General features: G+C 74.0%; 21 protein-coding genes. 7 read left to right on the top strand and 14 right to left on the bottom strand.

Annotated elements, in window-relative coordinates:
* Positions 1 to 76: 76 nt before the first annotated feature.
* Positions 77 to 586, top strand: coding sequence for a DinB family protein (locus NQU55_RS19890; RefSeq protein WP_168091820.1), 510 nt, complete (start codon positions 77 to 79; stop codon positions 584 to 586).
* 78 nt (positions 587 to 664) lie between these two features.
* Positions 665 to 1,375, top strand: a complete 711-nt coding sequence (locus NQU55_RS19885) for a hypothetical protein (protein WP_168091819.1) — start codon at positions 665 to 667, stop codon at positions 1,373 to 1,375.
* 73 nt (positions 1,376 to 1,448) lie between these two features.
* Here the strand turns inward: NQU55_RS19885 and NQU55_RS19880 are convergent, their stop codons facing one another.
* The 5 genes from NQU55_RS19880 to NQU55_RS19860 form a co-directional block, all read right to left on the bottom strand.
* Complete coding sequence (locus NQU55_RS19880) at positions 1,449 to 2,147, bottom strand: uracil-DNA glycosylase (RefSeq protein WP_256790919.1); 699 nt, start codon at positions 2,145 to 2,147, stop codon at positions 1,449 to 1,451.
* Between the two features lie 100 nt (positions 2,148 to 2,247).
* Positions 2,248 to 3,042, bottom strand: coding sequence for an SDR family oxidoreductase (locus NQU55_RS19875; protein ID WP_168092112.1), 795 nt, complete (start codon positions 3,040 to 3,042; stop codon positions 2,248 to 2,250).
* 14 nt (positions 3,043 to 3,056) lie between these two features.
* Positions 3,057 to 3,818 (bottom strand): 3-oxoacyl-ACP reductase FabG, encoded by a 762-nt coding sequence (gene fabG / locus NQU55_RS19870; protein WP_168092111.1) that lies wholly within the window; start codon positions 3,816 to 3,818, stop codon positions 3,057 to 3,059.
* A gap of 140 nt (positions 3,819 to 3,958) precedes the next feature.
* Positions 3,959 to 4,354: a DUF3037 domain-containing protein gene (locus tag NQU55_RS19865; RefSeq protein ID WP_168092110.1), complete on the bottom strand. Its 396-nt coding sequence runs from the start codon at positions 4,352 to 4,354 to the stop codon at positions 3,959 to 3,961.
* Complete coding sequence (locus NQU55_RS19860; protein ID WP_168092109.1) at positions 4,351 to 5,175, bottom strand: HipA family kinase; 825 nt, start codon at positions 5,173 to 5,175, stop codon at positions 4,351 to 4,353. The genes NQU55_RS19865 and NQU55_RS19860 overlap by 4 nt, the downstream gene beginning before the upstream one ends.
* A gap of 95 nt (positions 5,176 to 5,270) precedes the next feature.
* Between NQU55_RS19860 and NQU55_RS19855 the strand changes: the two genes are divergently transcribed.
* The gene (locus NQU55_RS19855) at positions 5,271 to 5,783 is read left to right on the top strand and encodes a Rieske (2Fe-2S) protein (protein ID WP_168092108.1); all 513 of its coding nucleotides are present in this window, start codon (positions 5,271 to 5,273) and stop codon (positions 5,781 to 5,783) included.
* Between the two features lie 22 nt (positions 5,784 to 5,805).
* Here NQU55_RS19855 and NQU55_RS19850 read toward each other — a convergent pair whose 3' ends face one another.
* Positions 5,806 to 6,450 (bottom strand): cysteine hydrolase family protein, encoded by a 645-nt coding sequence (locus NQU55_RS19850; protein WP_168092107.1) that lies wholly within the window; start codon positions 6,448 to 6,450, stop codon positions 5,806 to 5,808.
* Between the two features lie 159 nt (positions 6,451 to 6,609).
* Between NQU55_RS19850 and NQU55_RS19845 the strand changes: the two genes are divergently transcribed.
* Positions 6,610 to 7,080: a pyridoxamine 5'-phosphate oxidase family protein gene (locus NQU55_RS19845; protein WP_168092106.1), complete on the top strand. Its 471-nt coding sequence runs from the start codon at positions 6,610 to 6,612 to the stop codon at positions 7,078 to 7,080.
* Positions 7,081 to 7,097: 17 nt separating this feature from the next.
* On the opposite strand, the gene NQU55_RS19840 is transcribed toward NQU55_RS19845, so the two are convergent.
* Entirely contained in the window at positions 7,098 to 8,009 is a 912-nt protein-coding gene (locus NQU55_RS19840) for a LysR family transcriptional regulator (RefSeq protein ID WP_168092105.1), read from the bottom strand.
* A gap of 75 nt (positions 8,010 to 8,084) precedes the next feature.
* Between NQU55_RS19840 and NQU55_RS19835 the strand changes: the two genes are divergently transcribed.
* Positions 8,085 to 9,104 carry a DMT family transporter gene (locus tag NQU55_RS19835; RefSeq protein ID WP_372504751.1) on the top strand — a complete coding sequence of 340 codons (1,020 nt, stop codon included), beginning with the start codon at positions 8,085 to 8,087 and terminating at the stop codon, positions 9,102 to 9,104.
* Between the two features lie 38 nt (positions 9,105 to 9,142).
* On the opposite strand, the gene NQU55_RS19830 is transcribed toward NQU55_RS19835, so the two are convergent.
* A complete protein-coding gene (locus NQU55_RS19830) occupies positions 9,143 to 10,474 on the bottom strand; it encodes an aminotransferase class I/II-fold pyridoxal phosphate-dependent enzyme (protein WP_168092103.1) in 1,332 nt (443 codons plus the stop codon).
* A gap of 35 nt (positions 10,475 to 10,509) precedes the next feature.
* Between NQU55_RS19830 and NQU55_RS19825 the strand changes: the two genes are divergently transcribed.
* On the top strand, positions 10,510 to 11,181 hold the full coding sequence (locus tag NQU55_RS19825; RefSeq protein WP_240976240.1) for a pyridoxamine 5'-phosphate oxidase family protein: 672 nt from the start codon (positions 10,510 to 10,512) through the stop codon (positions 11,179 to 11,181).
* On the opposite strand, the gene NQU55_RS19820 is transcribed toward NQU55_RS19825, so the two are convergent.
* The 4 genes from NQU55_RS19820 to NQU55_RS19805 form a co-directional block, all read right to left on the bottom strand.
* The gene (locus NQU55_RS19820; RefSeq protein ID WP_168092101.1) at positions 11,168 to 12,190 is read right to left on the bottom strand and encodes a DMT family transporter; all 1,023 of its coding nucleotides are present in this window, start codon (positions 12,188 to 12,190) and stop codon (positions 11,168 to 11,170) included. The two genes, NQU55_RS19825 and NQU55_RS19820, sit on opposite strands and share 14 nt — an antisense overlap.
* A gap of 256 nt (positions 12,191 to 12,446) precedes the next feature.
* Positions 12,447 to 13,457: an EamA family transporter gene (locus NQU55_RS19815; RefSeq protein WP_168092100.1), complete on the bottom strand. Its 1,011-nt coding sequence runs from the start codon at positions 13,455 to 13,457 to the stop codon at positions 12,447 to 12,449.
* Positions 13,458 to 13,579: 122 nt separating this feature from the next.
* Entirely contained in the window at positions 13,580 to 14,083 is a 504-nt protein-coding gene (locus NQU55_RS19810) for a Clp protease N-terminal domain-containing protein (RefSeq protein ID WP_168092099.1), read from the bottom strand.
* 213 nt (positions 14,084 to 14,296) lie between these two features.
* Positions 14,297 to 14,896, bottom strand: a complete 600-nt coding sequence (locus NQU55_RS19805; protein ID WP_168092098.1) for a PadR family transcriptional regulator — start codon at positions 14,894 to 14,896, stop codon at positions 14,297 to 14,299.
* Between the two features lie 199 nt (positions 14,897 to 15,095).
* Between NQU55_RS19805 and NQU55_RS19800 the strand changes: the two genes are divergently transcribed.
* Positions 15,096 to 15,914, top strand: coding sequence for a PhzF family phenazine biosynthesis protein (locus NQU55_RS19800; RefSeq protein ID WP_168092097.1), 819 nt, complete (start codon positions 15,096 to 15,098; stop codon positions 15,912 to 15,914).
* 42 nt (positions 15,915 to 15,956) lie between these two features.
* Here NQU55_RS19800 and NQU55_RS19795 read toward each other — a convergent pair whose 3' ends face one another.
* Both NQU55_RS19795 and NQU55_RS19790 read right to left on the bottom strand, forming a co-directional pair.
* On the bottom strand, positions 15,957 to 16,754 hold the full coding sequence (locus tag NQU55_RS19795; protein WP_168092114.1) for a CPBP family intramembrane glutamic endopeptidase: 798 nt from the start codon (positions 16,752 to 16,754) through the stop codon (positions 15,957 to 15,959).
* A gap of 165 nt (positions 16,755 to 16,919) precedes the next feature.
* Positions 16,920 to 18,422, bottom strand: coding sequence for a glutamate-cysteine ligase family protein (locus NQU55_RS19790; protein WP_168092096.1), 1,503 nt, complete (start codon positions 18,420 to 18,422; stop codon positions 16,920 to 16,922).
* Between the last annotated feature and the right edge of the window lie 219 nt (positions 18,423 to 18,641).

The raw sequence follows: 18,641 nt of genomic DNA, 5'->3' as shown, positions 1-18,641 counted from the left end.
AAGCATACGGCTGTACGGAAGGGCGCCGGGCGAAAACCTCTGGCGCGGGCGGCACGGGGCCGCCAGGATGACCGCCATGATCACTCCTGAGCGTCCCACGCCCCCCACCGTCTCCGACGAGCGCACCAGCCTGGAGAGCTGGCTCGACTTCCACCGCGCCACGCTGGCTCTGAAGTGCGCGGGCCTGGACGAGGCGCAGCTGCGCGAGGCGTCCGCGCCGCCGTCCCCGATGAGCCTGATGGGTCTCGTCCGGCACATGGCCGAGGTCGAGCGCAGCTGGTTCCGCCGGTGCCTGGCCCGCGAGGAGGCCGGGCCGATCTACTACTCCGACGAGGATCCGGACCGCGACATGGAGGTCACGGAGGAGGACCGCTGGGAGGAGGCCTACGCCACCTGGCAGGCGGAGATCGCCGCGGCCCGGGAGGCGGCGCGCGGGCGCTCGCTGGACGACCGCGGCTTCGCCCCGCACCGCAACAAGGAGTTCGACCTGCGGTGGATCTACATCCACATGATCGAGGAGTACGCGCGCCACAACGGCCACGCCGACCTCATCCGCGAGCGGATCGACGGGGCGACCGGAGCCTGAGCACTCCCGGACGCGTGATCGCACATCACCCGTGCGGGTAATTCCCAACGCCGACGGCCGCACAGCAGAGTTGAGCGAGTGCATCGACTGCCTGCAGTGACGGTCATGGCGGCGGCGGTGGCGCTGGCGGCCGCCGGGTGTGTGTCCGTCTCCCAGCCGCCCGCCTCCCACTCCCCGCCCCGCCCGCCGGGCCACTCCCGGCCGGGCGATCTGCTGCCCGGCCCCGCCCGTGAGGATCTGATCACCACGGGGCCCGACGGAGCGCGCTCCCCCGCGGCGCCCGGGCAGGATCCGAGAGCCGCCACTGCGGGGGGCGCCTCGGGACCCGAGGGCGCGATCACTCCCTCCGGCCGCTCCGGCGCCCACGACCACCGGGACGGGGCGGACCCCACGGATCCTTACGACTTCGACGATGCCCTGGACGCGTCGTCCGGTGACAGAGCGGAGCCGTCGCGCTCCTCCGGCTCCCCGCGGCTGTCGCACCCGCCCCGCAGGGCGGGCCGCACCTGGGCCCCGCCGGACCGGCCCGCATCGCCGGACCTCGGCCCGTCCTACCCGCGGAGCGAGGCGCCCGCCCCGCAGCCGGAGCAGCGCACCGCGGACTCCGCGCCCGCATCGGCCTCCCGCCGGGAGGAGCCGGCCGCGGCGCCGCCGCCCGCGCAGGCGCCACCGCCGGCGCCCGCCCCCCGTGCCCGTAACAACAACGTCTGCGCGATGGGCCGGCAGCACGGGCGCTGGCAGCAGGGCGGCGACGCCTCACGGATCTGCGACTCGGTCTACGGGCACTGACGCGCCGCCGCGAGGCGGCCGGGGCCGGCGGGCGGGCACGACGCCCGCCCGCAGGCCCCCGGCCGGGCCCGGCTCAGAGGGCCGGCACGGCCGCCAGGTCCGGGATGCGCCAGTCGATCGGCTCGTGGCCCTGGGCCGCGACCGCCTCGTTGATCTGCGTGAACGGGCGGCTGCCGAAGAACTTCTTCGCCGACAGCGGCGAGGGGTGGGCGCCCTTGACCACGACGTGCCGGCTCTCGTCGATCAGGGGCAGCTTCTTCTGGGCGTAGTTGCCCCAGAGGACGAAGACGGCCGGGTCGGGCCGGGACGCCACGGCGCGGATGACCGCGTCGGTGAACTTCTCCCAGCCCTTGCCCTTGTGGGAATTGGGCTCCCCGCCGCGGACCGTCAGGACGGCGTTGAGCAGCAGGACGCCCTGCTCGGCCCACGGCTGGAGGTAGCCGTTGTCCGGGACGTCGTAGCCGAGCTCCTCGCGCATCTCCTTGTAGATGTTGCGCAGGGAGGGCGGGGTCTTCACCCCGGGGCGGACCGAGAAGCACAGGCCGTGGCCCTGGCCCGCGCCGTGGTAGGGGTCCTGGCCGAGGATGAGGACCTTGACCTTCTCGTACGGAGTGGCGTCCAGGGCTGCGAAGACCTCCCCGCGCGGCGGGTACACCGGTGCCTTCGTGCGCTCCTCCTCCACGAAGTCGGTGAGCTCCTTGAAGTAGGGCTTGTCCAGCTCCTCGGCGAGGACACCGTGCCAGGACTGGGGCAGCACGTCGGTGACGGTCACGTCAACAACCTCCGGGGTTCGTTCCGTTCTCGGGTGAGAACTTACCGGCGACCACTGACAACGGCCGACGCCCGCCCCCGGTACCCGGTGCCGCCCGCCCTCAGAACCCCGCGTTCAGGAAGATCCCGCCGTCCACGACGAGGGTCTGCCCGGTGATCCAGCCGGCCGCGTCCGAGAGCAGGAACGCGGCCGCTCCCCCGATGTCCTCGGGGACGCCGAGGCGGCCGAGCGGGTAGGAGGCCACGACCTCCTCCTCGCGCCCCTCGTACAGGGCGGCGGCGAACTTCGTCTTGACGACGGCCGGGGCGATGGAGTTGACCCGCACCCCCGGCGCGAATTCGTGCGCGAGCTGCAGCGTGAGGTTGACCATCGCGGCCTTGCTCATGCCGTACGCCCCGACGAAGGGCGAGGCGGAGATGCCGGCGACCGACGCGATGTTGACGATCGCGCCGCCGTTGTCCTTCTGCCACGCCCGCCACGTCTGCTGCGCGAAGCCGAGGGCGGAGATGACGTTGGTCTCGAAGACCTTGCGGGCGACGCCGAGGTCGAGCTCGGCCATGGGGCCGAACACGGGGTTCGTCCCGGCGTTGTTGACCAGGTAGTCGACGCGGCCGAACTCCTCCATGGCGTGCTGCACGGCGGCGGCCTGGTGGGCCTCGTCGTGGGCCTTGCCCGCGATGCCGATCGCCCGGCCCGCGCCGAGCGACTCGACGGCCTGCTTGAGGGCGTCCTCGTTGCGGCCGGTGATCACGACGCGGTCGCCGCGGGCGACGAGCGCCTGTGCGATGCCGTAGCCGATGCCGCGGCTCGCGCCGGTGACGAGGGCGACCTTGCCGGTGTCCTGCCGGCCGGCCTGCTCCTGCTGCCCCTGCTGCTCCTGCTGCTGTGCAGTCATCTCCGTGCTTCCTGTCAGTTGAGCGGTCCGCCGGCCACGTAGAGCACCTGTCCCGAGACGAAGCCCGCCTCCTCGCCGGTGAAGAAGGCGACCGCGTTGGCGATGTCCTCGGGCTCGCCCACGCGCTCCACCGGGATCTGGGTCGCCGCGGCGGCCTTGAAGTCCTCGAAGGTCATGCCGAGGCGGGCCGCGGTGGCGGCCGTCATCTCGGTGGCGATGAAACCGGGGGCCACGGAGTTGGCGGTGATGCCGAACTTGCCGAGCTCCTTGGCGAGCGACTTGGTCAGGCCCTGCACGCCGGCCTTGGCGGCGGCGTAGTTGGCCTGGCCGCGATTGCCGAGGGCGGAGCTGCTGGAGAGGTTGACTATGCGACCGAAGCGCGCGTCGACCATGTGCTTCTGGCAGGCGCGCGACATCAGGAACGCGCCCCGCAGGTGCACGCTCATGACGGTGTCCCAGTCGCTCTCGCTCATCTTGAACAGCAGGTTGTCACGGGTCACGCCCGCGTTGTTGACGAGGATGAGCGGCGCGCCCAGCTCGGCGGCGATCCGGGTGACGGCGGCGTCCACCCGGTCGGCGTCGGAGACGTCGCAGCCGACGGCGAGGGCCCGCCCGCCGGCCGCGGTGATCTGCTCGACGGTGCCCGCACAGGCCTCCTCGTCGAGGTCGAGGACGGCGACCGCGCGGCCCTCCCGGGCCAGGCGTACGGCGGTCGCGGCACCGATGCCGCGGGCCGCGCCCGTGACGACGGCCACGCGCTGCTCGGGCTTGGGCATACGGGGATCTCCTCACCTCGAAGGCGGCCCGCCCGCCCGGCACCCCGCCGGGCAGGTGAGCAACCGCTTAGTAGCTTCGGCGGATCAGACGCTAGAAGCCCCGCCACCCGCTGTCAACGCCTTCCCGCGCCGCTCGCACGTCACCTCACCAGCAGGTCCAGCAGCCGCTCCGGCTCGCTCTCCGGATCCGCCGTCAGGCCGGCGTGCACCGGGCCCGGCTGCACGACCGTGCTGCGGGGGGCGATCAGCCAGCGGAAGCGCCGCCCCGGGTCGTCCCCGGCGGCCTGTCCGGCGCGCTCCCCGCCGAGGCAGACGCCCTCGACGGCACCGAGCGCGGCGCGCACGCCCGCCACGTCCGCCGCCGGGTCGAGGGCCAGCAGCCGCGCCTCGTCCAGGTGGACGCGGGCGGCGACGTAGCCCTTGGCCTGGCAGTAGACGACCACCCCGGCGTTGATCTGCTCACCGCGTTCGACGCGGGGGACGACCCGCAGCAGTGCGTACTCGAAAACTTCGCGTCCGTTGTGGCGCCCGGTCACTTCCCGGCCCTTCCGTCGAGCCTGACACGCACCCACTCCGGCGCCTGCGAGGGCTTGTCCTTGCTGCGTTCGCCGACCGTGATCCGGTCGCCGATGCTCCGTGCCCGCTCCAGCAGCACCTCGACGTAGGCCCGGCGCACCGCGTCGGGGCCGTCGAAGCCCGGCTCGTCCGCGAGCCACTCGTCGGGCACGTCGGCGGCGACCTCGGTCAGCAGTTCCTCGGTGACGCGCGGCGCGAGCTCGGCCGCGGCCGCGGCGAGGTCCGGGCCGAAGGTGGCGAGGACGTGGTCGGAGGCGTCGTAGGCCTTGGCGGCGGCCGCGGCGGCCCCCGGCCAGTTGTGGTGCCAGATCATGGTGGCGCCGTGGTCGATGAGCCACAGCTCGCCGTGCCACACGAGCAGGTTGGGGTTGCGCCAGGAGCGGTCGACGTTGTTGATGAGCGCGTCGAACCAGATCACGCGGCCGGCCTCGGCCGCCCCGACCTCGAAGGCGAGCGGGTCGAAGCCGAGCGCGCCGGGCAGGAAGTCCATGGCGAGGTTGAGCCCGCCGCTGGCCTTGAGCAGCCCTTGCACCTCCTGGTCCGGCTCGCCCCGGCCGATGACCGGGTCGAGCTGGATGCGTGCCAGGTCCGGGACGCGCAGGCCCAGCGCGCGGCCGAGCTGTCCGCAGACGACCTCGGCGACCAGCGTCTTGCGACCCTGACCCGCACCGGTGAATTTCATGACGTACGTACCCAGATCGTCGGCCTCGACGATGCCGGGAAGCGAGCCGCCCTCACGCAAGGGCGTGACGTATCGGGTGGCTGTGACTTCGGGGAGCATTGCCCCAGGCTACTGCGGGCCTTCCGGCGCCCTTTGAACGCGGGGGCCGCCGGCTCCGTACGTCTCCCCGAACCTGCACGTTCAGAGGAGCGAACATGAACCACACGTCACGGACCGCTTCCACCGGCTCGGCAGACTCGGCAGACTCCACGGCCTCCGCCGGATCCCCGGACTCCTGCGGGACCTCCGCCTCACCGGCCCCGCGCGGGACGACCCGTCGCAGCGTCGTCGCGGCGGCGGGGGCCGCCGGTCTCGTCACCGTGCTCGCCGCGTGCGGCCGGGGCGGCGACGGCGGCGGCAAGGACGAAGGCGGGAGCGGGGGCGGGGAGCTCGCGAAGGCGGCGGACATCCCCGAGGGCGGCGGCAAGGTCTTCCCGGACCGGAAGGTCGTGGTGACCCAGCCGGTGAAGGGAGAGTTCAAGGCCTTCTCCGCGGTCTGCACCCACCAGGGCTGCGTGGTCAAGGACGTCTCCGGGGGCACCATCAACTGCCCGTGCCACGGGAGCAGGTTCCGGATCGCGGACGGGAGCGTGCAGGGCGGTCCGGCGCAGGGGCCGCTCCCCGAGGAGCAGGTCTCGGTCCGCGACGGCTCGCTGCACCTGGGGTGAGCCCGGGCGCCACGGCCCGGCGTCAGCCGCTCCGGGGCGTGCTCCGCCAGCCGCGCAGGACGGCCTCGGCCGTGGTGACGGTGGCGACGAGCGCCAGGGTGTGGCTGACCATGGCCGCGGTGTAGTCCGCGGGCACGCCGGCGATGGCGTCGGCGGGGACGACGGCCGTGTAGCCGAGGTTGACGGCGTCGAAGACGGTGTTGGGCACGGCCACGTTGGCCGAGACGCCGGTGACGACGAGGGTGCGGCAGCCGAGGTTGCGCAGCAGGGCGTCCACGCCCGTGCCCGCCAGGGGCGAGAGCCCGTGCAGCCGCCGGACGACCAGGTCCGCGTCGCCGACCGGGATCGGGTCGGCGACGCGGACCGCGCGGGTGCCGGTCAGCTGCTGCACCGGCAGCCGCTCGGCCGCGCGGAAGAGGCGGGCGTTGCGGCTGGCGCCGCGGCCGTCGGGGCGGCGCTCGGCGACGGCGTGCACGACCTGGACGCCCGCGTCGTGCGCGCCCGCGACCAGGCGGGCGATGTTCACGAGGGCGCCGGAGGCGCGGGCGGCGGCCGCGAGCTCGGGCAGGGCGCCGTCGGGGCCGACGACGCCGCGCTGGCACTCGACGGTGAGCAGCACGGTCGTGGCGGGGTCGAGGCGCTCGGCGGGCGGGTCCGGCGGCGCCATGCTGGTCGCTCCCTCCTGGGGCCGGTCTCCGGCGGGTGAGGACGGGTGTCCGGCCGTGAGGGCCGGGCCGCGTGAGGGTAGCGGGCATTGCGCGGACGGGGAAAGGGGGCCACACTTCCTGACACTCAGTCAGATACCGGGGGCGGGGAGGGCGCGGGCATGGTCACCACCCAGCGGCGGGGCCGCCGGATCATGATGACGCGGCCGGAGCTGGACGCCTTCCTCGCCGGGCAGCGCACCTGCCGGGTGGCCACGGTGGGGCGGGACGGGCGTCCGCACCTCAGCGCGCTGTGGTTCGTCTGGGACGGATCCGCGGTGTGGCTGTATTCGATCGTCCGCAGCCGCCGGTGGGCGGAGCTGCGGCGCGACGCGCGCGTCGCGGTGCTCGTGGACGACGGGCGGGAGTACGGGGAGCTGCGCGGGGCGGAGCTGTCGGGCACGGCCGCCTTCGTCGGCGAGGCCCCGCGCACGGGCGAGCCCTGCCCGGAGCTCGCCGCGCCGGAGGCCCTGTTCACCGCCAAGTACTTCGGCGGCCTGCCCTCGATGCCGCACGACGGCCGCCACGCCTGGCTCCGGCTGACACCGGAGGCGATCGCCTCCTGGGACTTCCGCAAGCTGCCGGGCGGCTGACCCTTCCGGTCACGGCATCAGGCGGAGCCCGCCATCTCCTCCCCCGCCGCCCTCAGCGCCTCGACCGCCGCGCGGATGGACGGCCGCCGGTCCGCGTCCGCGCGCCAGATCGCGTAGACGTGACGGCGCACGGTGTGCCGCACCGGCACCACGCGCACCCCTTCCGGGACGGGGCCGCGTCCGAGCCGCGGGGCGACGGCGACGCCCAGCCCGGCGGCGATCAGGGCGAGCTGGGTGTGGTGCTCCTCGGCCATGTGGGAGATGCGGGGCTCGATGCCCTTCCCGCGCAGGGTGAGCATCAGCCAGTCGTGGCAGAACTCGCCGCGGGGCCAGGAGACCCAGTCGTCGTCCGCGAACTCCTCCAGGTCGACCTGGTCCCGGCCGGCCAGCGGGTGGTCCACCGGCATCGCCACGTCGGCGATGTCGTCGAGGATCGGGGCCTTGGCCAGCCCGTCCGGCATGGGCAGGGGCTTGTTGTACCAGTCGAGGACGACCGCGACGTCGATGTCGCCGCGGACCACGCGGGGCACGGCCTCCTCGGGCTCCATCTCCTCCAGCCGGGCCCGCAGCTGGGGGTGGGCGCCGCGCAGCCCGGCGAGGGCGGCGGGGAAGAGGCCGCGGGCGGCCGTGGGGAAGGCGCCGAGGAGCAGCTCGCCGACGGCCTGCCCGCGCTGCGCCTCGAGGTCGGCCTGGGCGAGCTCGACCTGCGAGAGGATCCGCGAGGCGTGGTCGGCGAGCAGCCGTCCGGCGTCGGTGAGCCGCACGCCTCGGCCGTGTTTGGCGAGCAGCTGCTGCCCGGTCTCCCGCTCCAGCTTGGCGAGCTGCTGCGAAACGGCGGACGTCGTCACGTGCAGCCCGTCCGCCGCGGCGCTGACGGATCCGTGGCGGGCGACGGCATTGAGGGTACGCAGACGCTCCAGGTTCAACATGTAAGCAACCCTACGCGATGGATCCCATTTATATTTACTTGTTCTAAAGGCGAGTGCGCGGTCATTCTTATGGTCATGCGCACCACTGCAAGCTCCGGCTCCTCCGGCCCCTCGACTCCGGCGGCCTCCCCCGCTCCCCCCGCTTCCTCCACGCCCCCTCAGCGGGGCCGTCCCGCCGTGGACTGGAGGATCCGCTTCGGTGCGCTCGCCCTCATCTGGGGCTGCAGCTTCCTGTTCATCAAGCTCGGCACCGACGGATTCCCGCCGCTGTACGTCTCCTTCGGCCGGATGTTCTTCGGCGCGGCGGTGCTGGTCACGATGCTGGCCGTGAAGCGGGAACGCCTGCCGCGCGCCGCCCGCACCTGGGCGCACCTGGCCGTCGCGGCGTTCCTGCTCAACGCCCTGCCGTTCACGCTCTTCGCCTACGCCGAGCTGCGCATCCCCTCCACCCTCGCCGGCATCTGCAACGCCACGACCCCGCTGTGGGGCATGCTCCTCTCGCTCGTGGCGCTCTCCGAGGACCGGCCCACCCGGCGCCGGTTCGCGGGGCTGGCCATCGGCTTCGCCGGCGTGCTGACCGTGCTCGGGGCCTGGCAGGGCTTCTCGGGGCAGGACGCCGCGGGCACGGTGATGGCCCTCGCCGCCTCCGCCAGCTACGCGGTCGGCTGGATCTACGTCCGGCGCACCCTGGCCGACACCGGCGACTCCAACCTGTCGAAGTCCGGCGCGCAGCTGCTGCTGGGCACGGCCCAGCTCGCCGTCGTCGCCCCGGTGTTCGCCCCGGTGCCGACCTCCTTCCCCGCCGTGCCGCTGCTGGCGATCTTCGCCCTCGGGGCGCTGGGCACGGGGCTGGCCTTCCTCGTGCAGTACGGGCTGGTCGCCGAGGTCGGGCCGACGACGGCGACGATGATCACCTACCTCGTCCCGGTCGTGGCGACCATCGCCGGAGTGGCCTTCCTCGGGGAGGCGCTCAGCTGGAACACCCCCGTGGGCGCCCTGATCGTCCTGGCCGGCGCCGCCCTCACCCAGAGCAAGGCCCAGAGCAAGAGCGCGGGCAAGAGCCGGAGCAAGGACAAGGAACACACCAAGGCCTAGGAGCAGTCCGGGAGGCGGGGCCGTCCGCAGCGGGGCCGTCAGTCGTAACGCCCCGCCACCGACGGGCGGGTCGCGGACGCCAGGGCGTCCGCGACCGGCTCTATCTCGTCCACGGTCAGGCCCGAGACCGTCAGCCGCACCGCCGGCGGTGACGCGAGCCGGAACCGGGCGCCCGGCGCCACCGCCCACCCCGCGTGCAGCAGCCGCGCCACCGCCGCCGTCTCGTCGGGCACGGGCAGCCATACGTTCATCCCGCTGCGCCCGTGCGCCGCGATCCCCCGCTCACGCAGGGCCCGGACGAGCGGATCCCGGCGACGCCCGTACGCACCGGCGACTCGCGCCGCGTCCACCGCGCCGCTGCGCCACAGGTGGACGACGGCGTCCTGCAGGATGTGACTGACCCAGCCGGGGCCCAGCCGCTGCCGGCCGCGCACCCGGTCCACGGTGACGGCGTCGCCCGTGAGCACCGCGAGCCGCAGGTCCGGGCCGTACGCCTTGGCAACGGAACGCACGACGACCCAGTGGTCGGTGCAGCCCGTCAGGGTGTTGAGCGGCAGATCGACGATGCCGTGGCCGTGGTCGTCCTCGATGAGCAGCGCCTGCGGATGGCCGGAGAGCACTGCACGCAGCTCGCGCGCGCGGGCCTCGCCGACCACCGCCCCGGTGGGATTCTGCGCCCGGCCGGTGACGACGACGGCCCGCGCTCCTTGCCGCAGCACCCGGTCCGCGGCCTCCGGCAGCGGGCCGTCGTCGTCGACGGGCAGCGGAACGGGCCGCAGGCCGAGGGCCGGGACCAGGTCGAGGAGGCTGCCCCAGCCCGGATCCTCGACCGCGACGGCGTCGCCGGGCCGCAGGTGCACGGCGAGCACGCGCTCGATGGCGTCGAGCGCACCGGAGGTGACGGCGAGCGGCCCGCCGGGGACGCCGTCCGCGTCGAAGGCCGCTCTGGCGAACCGCTCCAGCCCGGTGTCGACGGCGGGGGCCCCGTAGAGCGCGGGCGCTTCGGCGGCTCGCGCGGCGGCAGCGGCGAGCGCCTCGCCCAGCGGGGGCAGCAGGGAGGGATCGGGATTGCCCGCCGAGACGTCCCGGACACCCTCGGGGGCCTCGACGTGGATGAGCTCGCGGGGCGTGCTGGCCGGGCGGTGGCGCACGCGGCTGCCGCGGCGCCCGGCCGTCTCGATCACCCCGCGCTCGCGCAGCGTGCGATAGGCGGCGGCCACCGTATTGGGGTTGACCCCCAGCTCGACCGCCAATTCCCTCATGGGAGGGAGCAGTTCGCCCGGGGCGAGCCTGCCCGCGCCCACGGCGCGCTCCACGCTCGCGGAAATGTCCGCTGCGCGACGGCCTTCGATCCGATACTCTCCTAGCACAAAACAGATTATGCACTAGTGCAATGGAGTCCGCAATGACTGTTGCGCCCCCCGCCTCGTACGAGCGGACCGACCGGACCACCCCCACCCGCGTCCGCGAGCGCGCCTCGTACGACCGCGAGGTCGTGCACGCGATCCTCGACGCGGGCTACGTCTGCCACCTGGGCTTCGTGCGCGACGGGGCACCGGTCGTCCTGCCCACGCTCTACGGGCGCATCGGCGAGCGCCTCTACGTGCACGGCTCGACGGGTTCGCGCCCGCTGCGCGGCGCGGGCCGGGCGGGGGACGCGGGCATGCCGGTGTGCGTGACCGTCACCCACGTCGACGCCCTCGTCCTCGCGCGCTCCGCCTTCCACCACTCCCTCAACTACCGCTCGGTCGTGGTGCACGGGACCGCCCGGCAGGTGACCGAGGAGCGGGAGAAGCGCGCGGCCCTCGACGCCCTGGTGGAGCAGGCCACGCCGGGCCGGTCGGCGGACTGCCGCCCGGCCTCGGCCAAGGAGCTCGCCGCCACGGCCGTGCTCCGCGTCGACCTCGCCGAGGTCTCCGCGAAGATCCGCACCGGGGGCGTCAACGACGAGGCCGAGGACCTGCCCCTCCCGCACTGGAGCGGCATCGTCCCCGTGGCCCCCGCGTACGGCACGCCCATACCCGACGAGCACCTCGCGCCCGGCACCCCCGTGCCCGGCTACGTCACCGCTCTCTGACCGGAATCCCGAGCGGGTCGGGAAGGCCGTCGCCGAGCGGGTCGGGAAGGCGGTCACCGAGCGGCTTCGCCGCCGCCGACGCCGCAGTTCCGCGCGCCTCGGCGGCGGCCAGCGCCGCCACGGCGCACAGCAGGACCGCCGTGCCGAGCGCGGTCGCGGCCGTGAGGCGCTCGCCCAGCAGGGCCACGGCGATGACCGCCGCCGTCACCGGCTCCAGCAGGGTGATCACCGACACCGTGGTGGCCCGCACGACCACGAGCCCCGCGAAGAACAGCCCGTAGGCCAGCGCCGTCGGCACCGTCACGAGATAGGCCCCCAGCGCCAGCGTGCGGCCCAGCTGCTCGTCCTGCGGCCACAGGCCCTCGGCGGCCGCCAGGGGCAGCAGGCACACGGTGCCGACCGCGAAGGAGGTCACGGTCGTGGTGAAGGGATCCGTGGCGCGCTTCTCGCGCTCCAGGACGCGCGCGTAGACGGTCACGACGGCGTATCCGGCGGCGGAGAGCAGCGCGAGCGCCACCCCCGCCGGACGCACCGCGCCCGTGCCGTCGTTGCCGAGCATCAGCACGGCCAGTCCGGCGCACGCGCCGCCGACGGCCGTGACGCCTCCGGCGCCGAGCCGTTCCCCCATGAGCAGCCGGCCGCCGAGGGCGACGAGAACGGGCGAGGCGCCCAGGGTGACCACGGTGCCGACGGCGATCCCGGTCGCTTCCACGGCCGCGAAGTAGGCCGTCTGGAAGACCGTCAGGCCGATGCCCGTGACGAGGACGCGCGCCGTCCGGCGCGGCCACGTCTCGCAGGGACGGACGGCGCGGTCGCGCGTACGGGCCGCGCGGCGCCGCATCACGATCCGGGCGGCCAGCAGCAGGACGAGGCCGCCCGCCGTGCGCCAGAAGGTCAGCGCGGCCGGGCCGAGGCCGCTGCTGCCCATAAGGAGGCCGGCGGTGGCACCCGTGGTCCCCCACGAGGTGGCCGCGACGGCCACGTAGAGCAGACCGCGGCCGACGGACATGCCGTCTGCCGGGGCGGGCGAGGACAAGGGGGCCGGACGGGCCGGAAGGTGCTCGGGCCGCCCGGTGGCAGGGCAGGACGAAGGAGCGGAACGGGGCATGACTGTTCTCCCGCGGAAGACGTGAAGTGATCGCTGGTCCGTCGTGCGGGCAGCGGCGATCCGCCCGGGGGCTCCACCCCGGGCCCGGTCTTCCGGGTGCGGCCGCCCGCGCTAGGCGGCGGGAGGCGGCAGAACGGTCTTGTGCATGATCGGCACCCTAGGCCGGGCGGGTTCCGGCGGGCAACTCCCCCTGGCCGCCGGCGTCCGCCGCGGAGCCCGCCGCCGCGGCCTCGCCCTGCGCCACCAGCGTCGCGGCGGCCTTCTTGGGCGTGGAGGACTGGGCGATGAAGGCGCCCACCAGCACCAGGGCGCCGCCGGCGATCTGCGGCAGCGAGAGGTGCTCGCCGAGCAGCACCCAGGCCAGCACCGTGGCGACCACCGCCTCCAGGCAGGCGACCACGCCCGCCACCTGCGGCGAGAGCCTGCGCACGGCGAGCACGCCGGTGCCGTAGGCGACCACCGTGGCGATCAGCACGACCCAGGCGAGGAGGAGGACGGCGGGCACCTCGGTCCCGCCGATCCCGGTGCTGCCGGCGAGGACGGACCAGTCCATGTCCCAGGGGCGCGCGACGACCGTGAGGACCACGGCGCCGGTCAGCAGCCCGTAGGCGATGACGCCGAGGGGGTCGGCGGGCTCCTCGCCCTCGGTGCCGTGGTCGGACAGCACGAAGTAGCCGACCTGGCAGCAGGCGGCGCCGAGGGCCAGCATCAGGCCCACGGCGTCGAAGCTCATGCCGGACCAGACTTCGACGACGCATGCGAGTCCGGCGACGGCGAGCGCCACGCCCACGGCCGCGGCACGGCTGACCGGGCGGCGCTGCACGAAGCGCACCCAGCCGAGCAGGAGCGCCGGGCCGAGGTATTCGACGAGCAGGGCCACGCCGACCGGGATCCGGGATATCGCACCGAAGTAGCACGCCTGGACGCCGGCGACGGCCAGCAGGCCGAAGCCGGCGAGGAGAGCGGGCCGCCGGGTGAGGAGGGCGCGGTGGCGCCAGGCGACCGGCAGCAGGACCAGGGCGGCACCGGCCGCCCGCAGCCACACCACGTGGAGCGGGTCGAGGCCCGCCTGGATCAGCGGCTTGGCCGCAACACCGGAACCGCCGAACGCGAGCGCGGAGGCCAGGGCGAGGCCCAGGCCTGCGCTTCTCTCCTGAGAGGCATGCATCGGGTCATCATGCCAGCAGATGACAGGAGCGTCATCCCCGGACACTCATGACAGGTTTCGGCGCCCCGTCGCACCGGCGGATTGCCGCGCCCCCGGCGCAACTCATGCGGAACCCGCGGGACTCACGAGGCGGCGCCGAGCCGGTCGGCGAGCGCCTCCGTGTCCACTCCGGCCCGGCGCATCACCTCCGCCGCGCGGCACCGGTGGTCGAGGGCGAGCATCGCGAGGAGGTCCGTCCCCTCCGCCCGGTCATCGCCCCGCGCGCGGGCCCGGGCGGACGCGCCGTCCATGGCGGCGGCCGCGGCGGGCGACCAGCCGGGCGCCCGGCAGCCGAGGAGGACGGGCAGCGAGCCGGAGTCCTCGACGGTGCCGCTCCAGCGCAGCCCGTAGCCAATGGTGCGCTGGACGAGGTAGCCGAGCAGCCGCACGGACCGGCCGGGGCTCCCGCCGTCCACGGCGCGGCACACCTCGGGGTCCGACTCCATCAGGGTGTGGAGCAGGTGGGCGGTGTCGGTCTGCCGGTCGCCGTCCCGCACGGCGCGCCTGCGGGCACCCGCGACCGCGGCCGCCAGTCCGGCGCTGAACTGGCCCTCTCGGGCGACGTCGGTCGCCCCCGTATCTCCCACGCGGCTTTGCACCCTCCCACCCCATCAGTCACGAACCGCCGGGTCATCCCCGTGGGGAAGCATTCGCGCATCCCACGGGGGTTGGGTACGGGCCGCCGTTTCCTCCTCCTTGAGGAGGACGGAGGCGGATGCGTTCTCAGGGGTGTTCCCGTCCCCGGGCGTTCCCGGCGGGGCCTCGGGAACGGGACACCCCCGCTCCGCCGCGCAGCCGGCTCAGTCCTCGTCGGCGAGGATGAGGTAGAGCTTCTTGCGCGATTCACCGATCACGGCCAGGGCCTTCTGCCGCTGCTCGGGGGTGCCGGACTTCCAGACCTGCCCGAAGGCCTCCAGCAGCCCGAAGCCCGCCTGCCGGGCCTCCTGCATCGCCTCCCAGTCGACGCCGCGGCCGGCGTCCTCCCAGGGGGCTTCGGGGCCGGCCTCGGCCTCGGCGCGACCCGCCCCGGTGAGGCTGAACAGCTTCTTGCCGCCCTCGCTCGCGCTCTCGATCAGGCCTTCGTCCTCCAGCATCTGCAGCGTCGGATAGACCGACCCCGGGCTGGGCTTCCAGGCGCCGCCGCTGCGCTCGGCGATCTCCTGGATCATCTCGTAGCCGTGCATGGGGCGTTCCTTCAGCAGGGTCAGGATCGAGGCCCGCACGTCCCCCCGGCGCGCACGTCCCCCGCGGCCGCCCCGGCCGCGCCCCCACGGCCCGCCGGACGGCGGCCCCCCGAACCCGGGCGGGCCGAAGGGCCCGAAGGCCGCCCGCCGCCGGTCGAAGTCGCCCGGACCGTGATGGCCGGGCCCATGGTGCTCATGTCCACGAGAACGCCACATGGCGCTCCTCCCCTCGTTGCACTCCGCCGATCACCAACACTGTCGTTGATCGGTCGCGTATCGGTCGCGACACGTCAACGATATATCGGTACTACAGTCATGGCAATGCCCTTCCCACACCTCACCGGCGACCCCGGCCGGGCCACATTTCGTGAATTGGCTCTGGCCTGCGGGTTCTTCACGCCCGTAGCGTCCGGCCATGCGCATTCGAATCGTCGACGCCTTCACCGACCGCCCCTTCGCCGGCAACCCGGCCGGGGTCGTCCTCTTCGACTCCGGGGAGTTCCCCGACGACGAGCGGCTCCAGCGGATCGCCGCCGAGGTCAACCTCTCCGAGACCGCCTTCGCCCGCCCGCTCGCCGACGCCTCGCAGGGCGCGGACTGGGCGCTGCGCTGGTTCACGCCCCTCACCGAGGTCGACATGTGCGGCCACGCCACGCTCGCCACCGCGCACGTCCTGCACACCACGGGCGCCGCCACCGGCACCGTCCGTTTCGCCGCCCGCTGCGGCGTCCTCACCGCCACGGCGCACGAGGACGGTTCGATCACGCTGGACTTCCCCACCGCACCGATCACCCCGGTCGCCCTCCCCGAAGGCGTCACGGAAGCCCTGGGCGCAGAGGTCCTCAGCACGTACGACACCGGTCCGCACATCGGCGACCTGCTGGTCGAGCTGGCCGACGAGAAGGCCGTACGGTCCCTGGCGCCCGACGTCCGCGCCCTCGGCCGGCACTCGCGCCGGGGCATCATCGCCACCGCCCCGGCCGAGGACCCCGCGCGCGGCTACGACTACGTCTCGCGCTGCTTCTTCCCGAACGTCGGCATCGACGAGGACCCCGTCACCGGCAGCGCGCACACCGCGCTCGCCCCCTTCTGGTCCGGACGGCTGGGCCGCGACGACCTGACGGGCCTCCAGGCCTCCGCCCGGACCGGCCTGGTGCGGACCGGCCTGCGCGGCGGACGCACGCTGCTGACCGGCTCCGCCGTCACCGTCATCGAGGGCGACCTGCTCGCGTAGCGGGCGACCTGCCGGCGCACGGGGCCGGGAGCGGGAACGGCGTCAGGCCGTGGGCAGCCAGCCCACCTTGCCCGCGAGCAGCGCGTAGCCGACGAACGCCACGATGTCGATCAGCGCGTGCGCGGCCACCAGCGGCCCGACCCGCCCCCACCGCCGGTAGAGCAGGACGAAGACCACGCCCATCACCATGTTCCCGATGAACCCGCCGACGCCCTGATAGAGGTGGTACGAACCGCGCAGCACGGCGCTCGCCGCCAGCGCCGCCACCGGGGTCCAGCCCAGCTGCCCCAGCCGGCGCAGCAGGTACCCGACGACCACGACCTCCTCCAGCACCGCGTTCTGCACGGCCGAGGCGACGAGGACGGGGATCTTCCACCACACGTCGGGCAGCGACTCCGGCACCACCGTCAGGTTGAAGCCCGCGGCCCGGGCGCCGAGGTAGAACAGCAGGCCGGCACCGCCGATCGTGGCCGCCAGCCCGGTGCCGCGGGTCAGGTCGAAGCCGGGGCGGTCCCGGTCGAAACCGACGGCGCGCAGGCCCGGGGCGCCCTCGCGCAGCAGCAGATGCGCCACCAGGAGCACGGGCACCAGCGCCGTCGCGATGCCGAACACCTGCCAGGACAGGTCGAGCCAGGGGCGGCCGGGGGCGTGCGAGGCGTTGAGGTTGGCGGCCTGGTCCCGGAGCCCGCCCGGCCTGGTGAGCGCGCCGACGAAGCTGATCAGCGACGACACCGCGCTGGCCCCGAGCGACAGCGCCAGGACCAGGAGCGTCTCGCTGCGCAGGGTGCGCCGCCGGACGGCTTCGCCGGACGCCGGGCCGGTCCGGGCTCCGGGCAGGATGCCGTCCTCGCCCTGCGCGTTCTGCCGCACCTGTGCCTCCGCTTCCTCCCGCCCCGGCGGCGGGGCGACGCCCCGCCGGCCGCCGCCCGTACCGGCGGCCGCCGTCACAGCTTGCCCGACGCCCCGCGGCCGGTGGGCCAGGGGGGTACGGGAGGGGAGGACGTGTCAGTCGCCGGGGCCGGCCGGCCAGGTGTGCACCGGCGCACCGGTGCGCATCAGCTCGCAGTAGCGCCGGGTGGTGACGGCCAGCGCCTTGTGCCGGTCCATGCCGTGCTCCAGCGCCCGGTGGTAGGCCGCGGCCTGCCAGGACGCCCCGTTGGTGCGGCTCCGGCAGCGACCCTCGATGACCCCGAGGTAGCGGTCGCGGTCGGAGGGCTCCACGCCCCAGGCGTCCAGCCCGGCCGCCGCGAGCGGCAGCAGCTCCTCCTGGACGAGCCGGACGGCCGGCCGGCGCTCCAGCGTGCCCGCCCGGCCCGCCTTGGGCCAGCGCAGCCAGGCGTCGATGCCGTGCCGGCAGGCCGCGTCGAAGTTCTCCGCGGCGACGCGGAACGGCAGCCGGGTCCACACCGGCCGCGGCTCCTCGGCGAGCGCCCTGACCAGCCCGTAGTAGAAGGCGGTGTTGGCGATGACGTCGGTGACGGTGGGGCCGGCGGGCAGCACGCGGTTCTCCACCCGCAGGTGCGGTACGCCGTCGGCCACCCCGTAGACCGGCCGGTTCCAGCGGTAGACCGTCCCGTTGTGCAGCGTCAGCTCGTGCAGCATCGGCACGCCGCCCTCCTCCACGACGCGCACCGGCTCCTCGTCGTCGGAGATCGGCAGCACCGGCGGGAAGAAACGCAGGTTCTCCTCGAACAGCTCATACGCAGAATCGATCCAGCGCTCCCCGAACCAGGTCCGCGGCCGCACCCCCTGAGCCGTGAGCTCGGGCGGGCGGGTGTCGGTGGACTGGACGAACAGCGGCGGACGGGACTCGCGCCACAGCTCCCGGCCGAAGAGGAAGGGGGAATTGGCCCCGACGGCGATCTGCGCCGCCGCCACCGCCTGCGCGGAGTTCCACACGGCGGCGAACCGCCCGGGCGTCACCTGCAGGTGCAACTGCACGGACGTGCACGCGGCTTCGGGAGCGATCGACTCCGCGGTACAGGTCAGACGTTCGACGCCCTCGATGTCGATCGTGAAGTGCTCGCCCCGCGCGGCCACCACCTGCGCGTTCAGCATGGCGTAGCGCTCGTCCGCGGAGAGGTTCGCCGAGACCAGGTGACGGTCCTCCAGGGTCGGCAGAATACCGATCATCACGATCCCGGAATCGACCTCCATGGCCTTGCGATCGGCATAGGAGAGAGTCGTCCGCAACTCCTCGGCAAGCTGGTCCAGGACGCTCCCGGACAGCCGGTGCGGAACAATATTCACTTCCAGGTTGAACCGGCCGAGTTCGGTCTGGAAATCACCGCTCGCGATACGCTCCAGCACTTCGGCGTTCACCATGCTCGGCATCCCGTCGGCCCCCGCGAGATTCAGCTCGATCTCCAGGCCCATGAGATTCCTGGGACGGTCGAAACGCTTCTCTTCCAGCAGTCTCCCCAGCGCTTCCAGGCACTGCCGGAGCTTTGCCCGGTGGCGCTGCCGGTCGGCGAGGTCGATGCCCCCGGCCACGACCTTGTCCCCCATCGCAGGGTCCCTCCTCACGTGGGTCGTCGCGGCGCCGGCCGCTCGCGTCACGGTCGATGATGCCCAGCCAATGTGATCGATAACGCCCCGCCGGGACCACATACCCGCTACTCTCTCGGCAACGCATCCGGTGGCACATTCCGTCGGCATGACGGATCACCGCACTTTGCCGATAGCGCAGGCGCAGCATCGGCGATAGCGCTGGTGATAAACACCGAC

The organism is Streptomyces telluris, from assembly GCF_024519335.1.
Lineage (GTDB): Bacteria > Actinomycetota > Actinomycetes > Streptomycetales > Streptomycetaceae > Streptomyces > Streptomyces telluris.
Note: the sequence above shows the minus strand (reverse complement) of the source record. Positions and strands in the feature narration are given on the sequence as shown.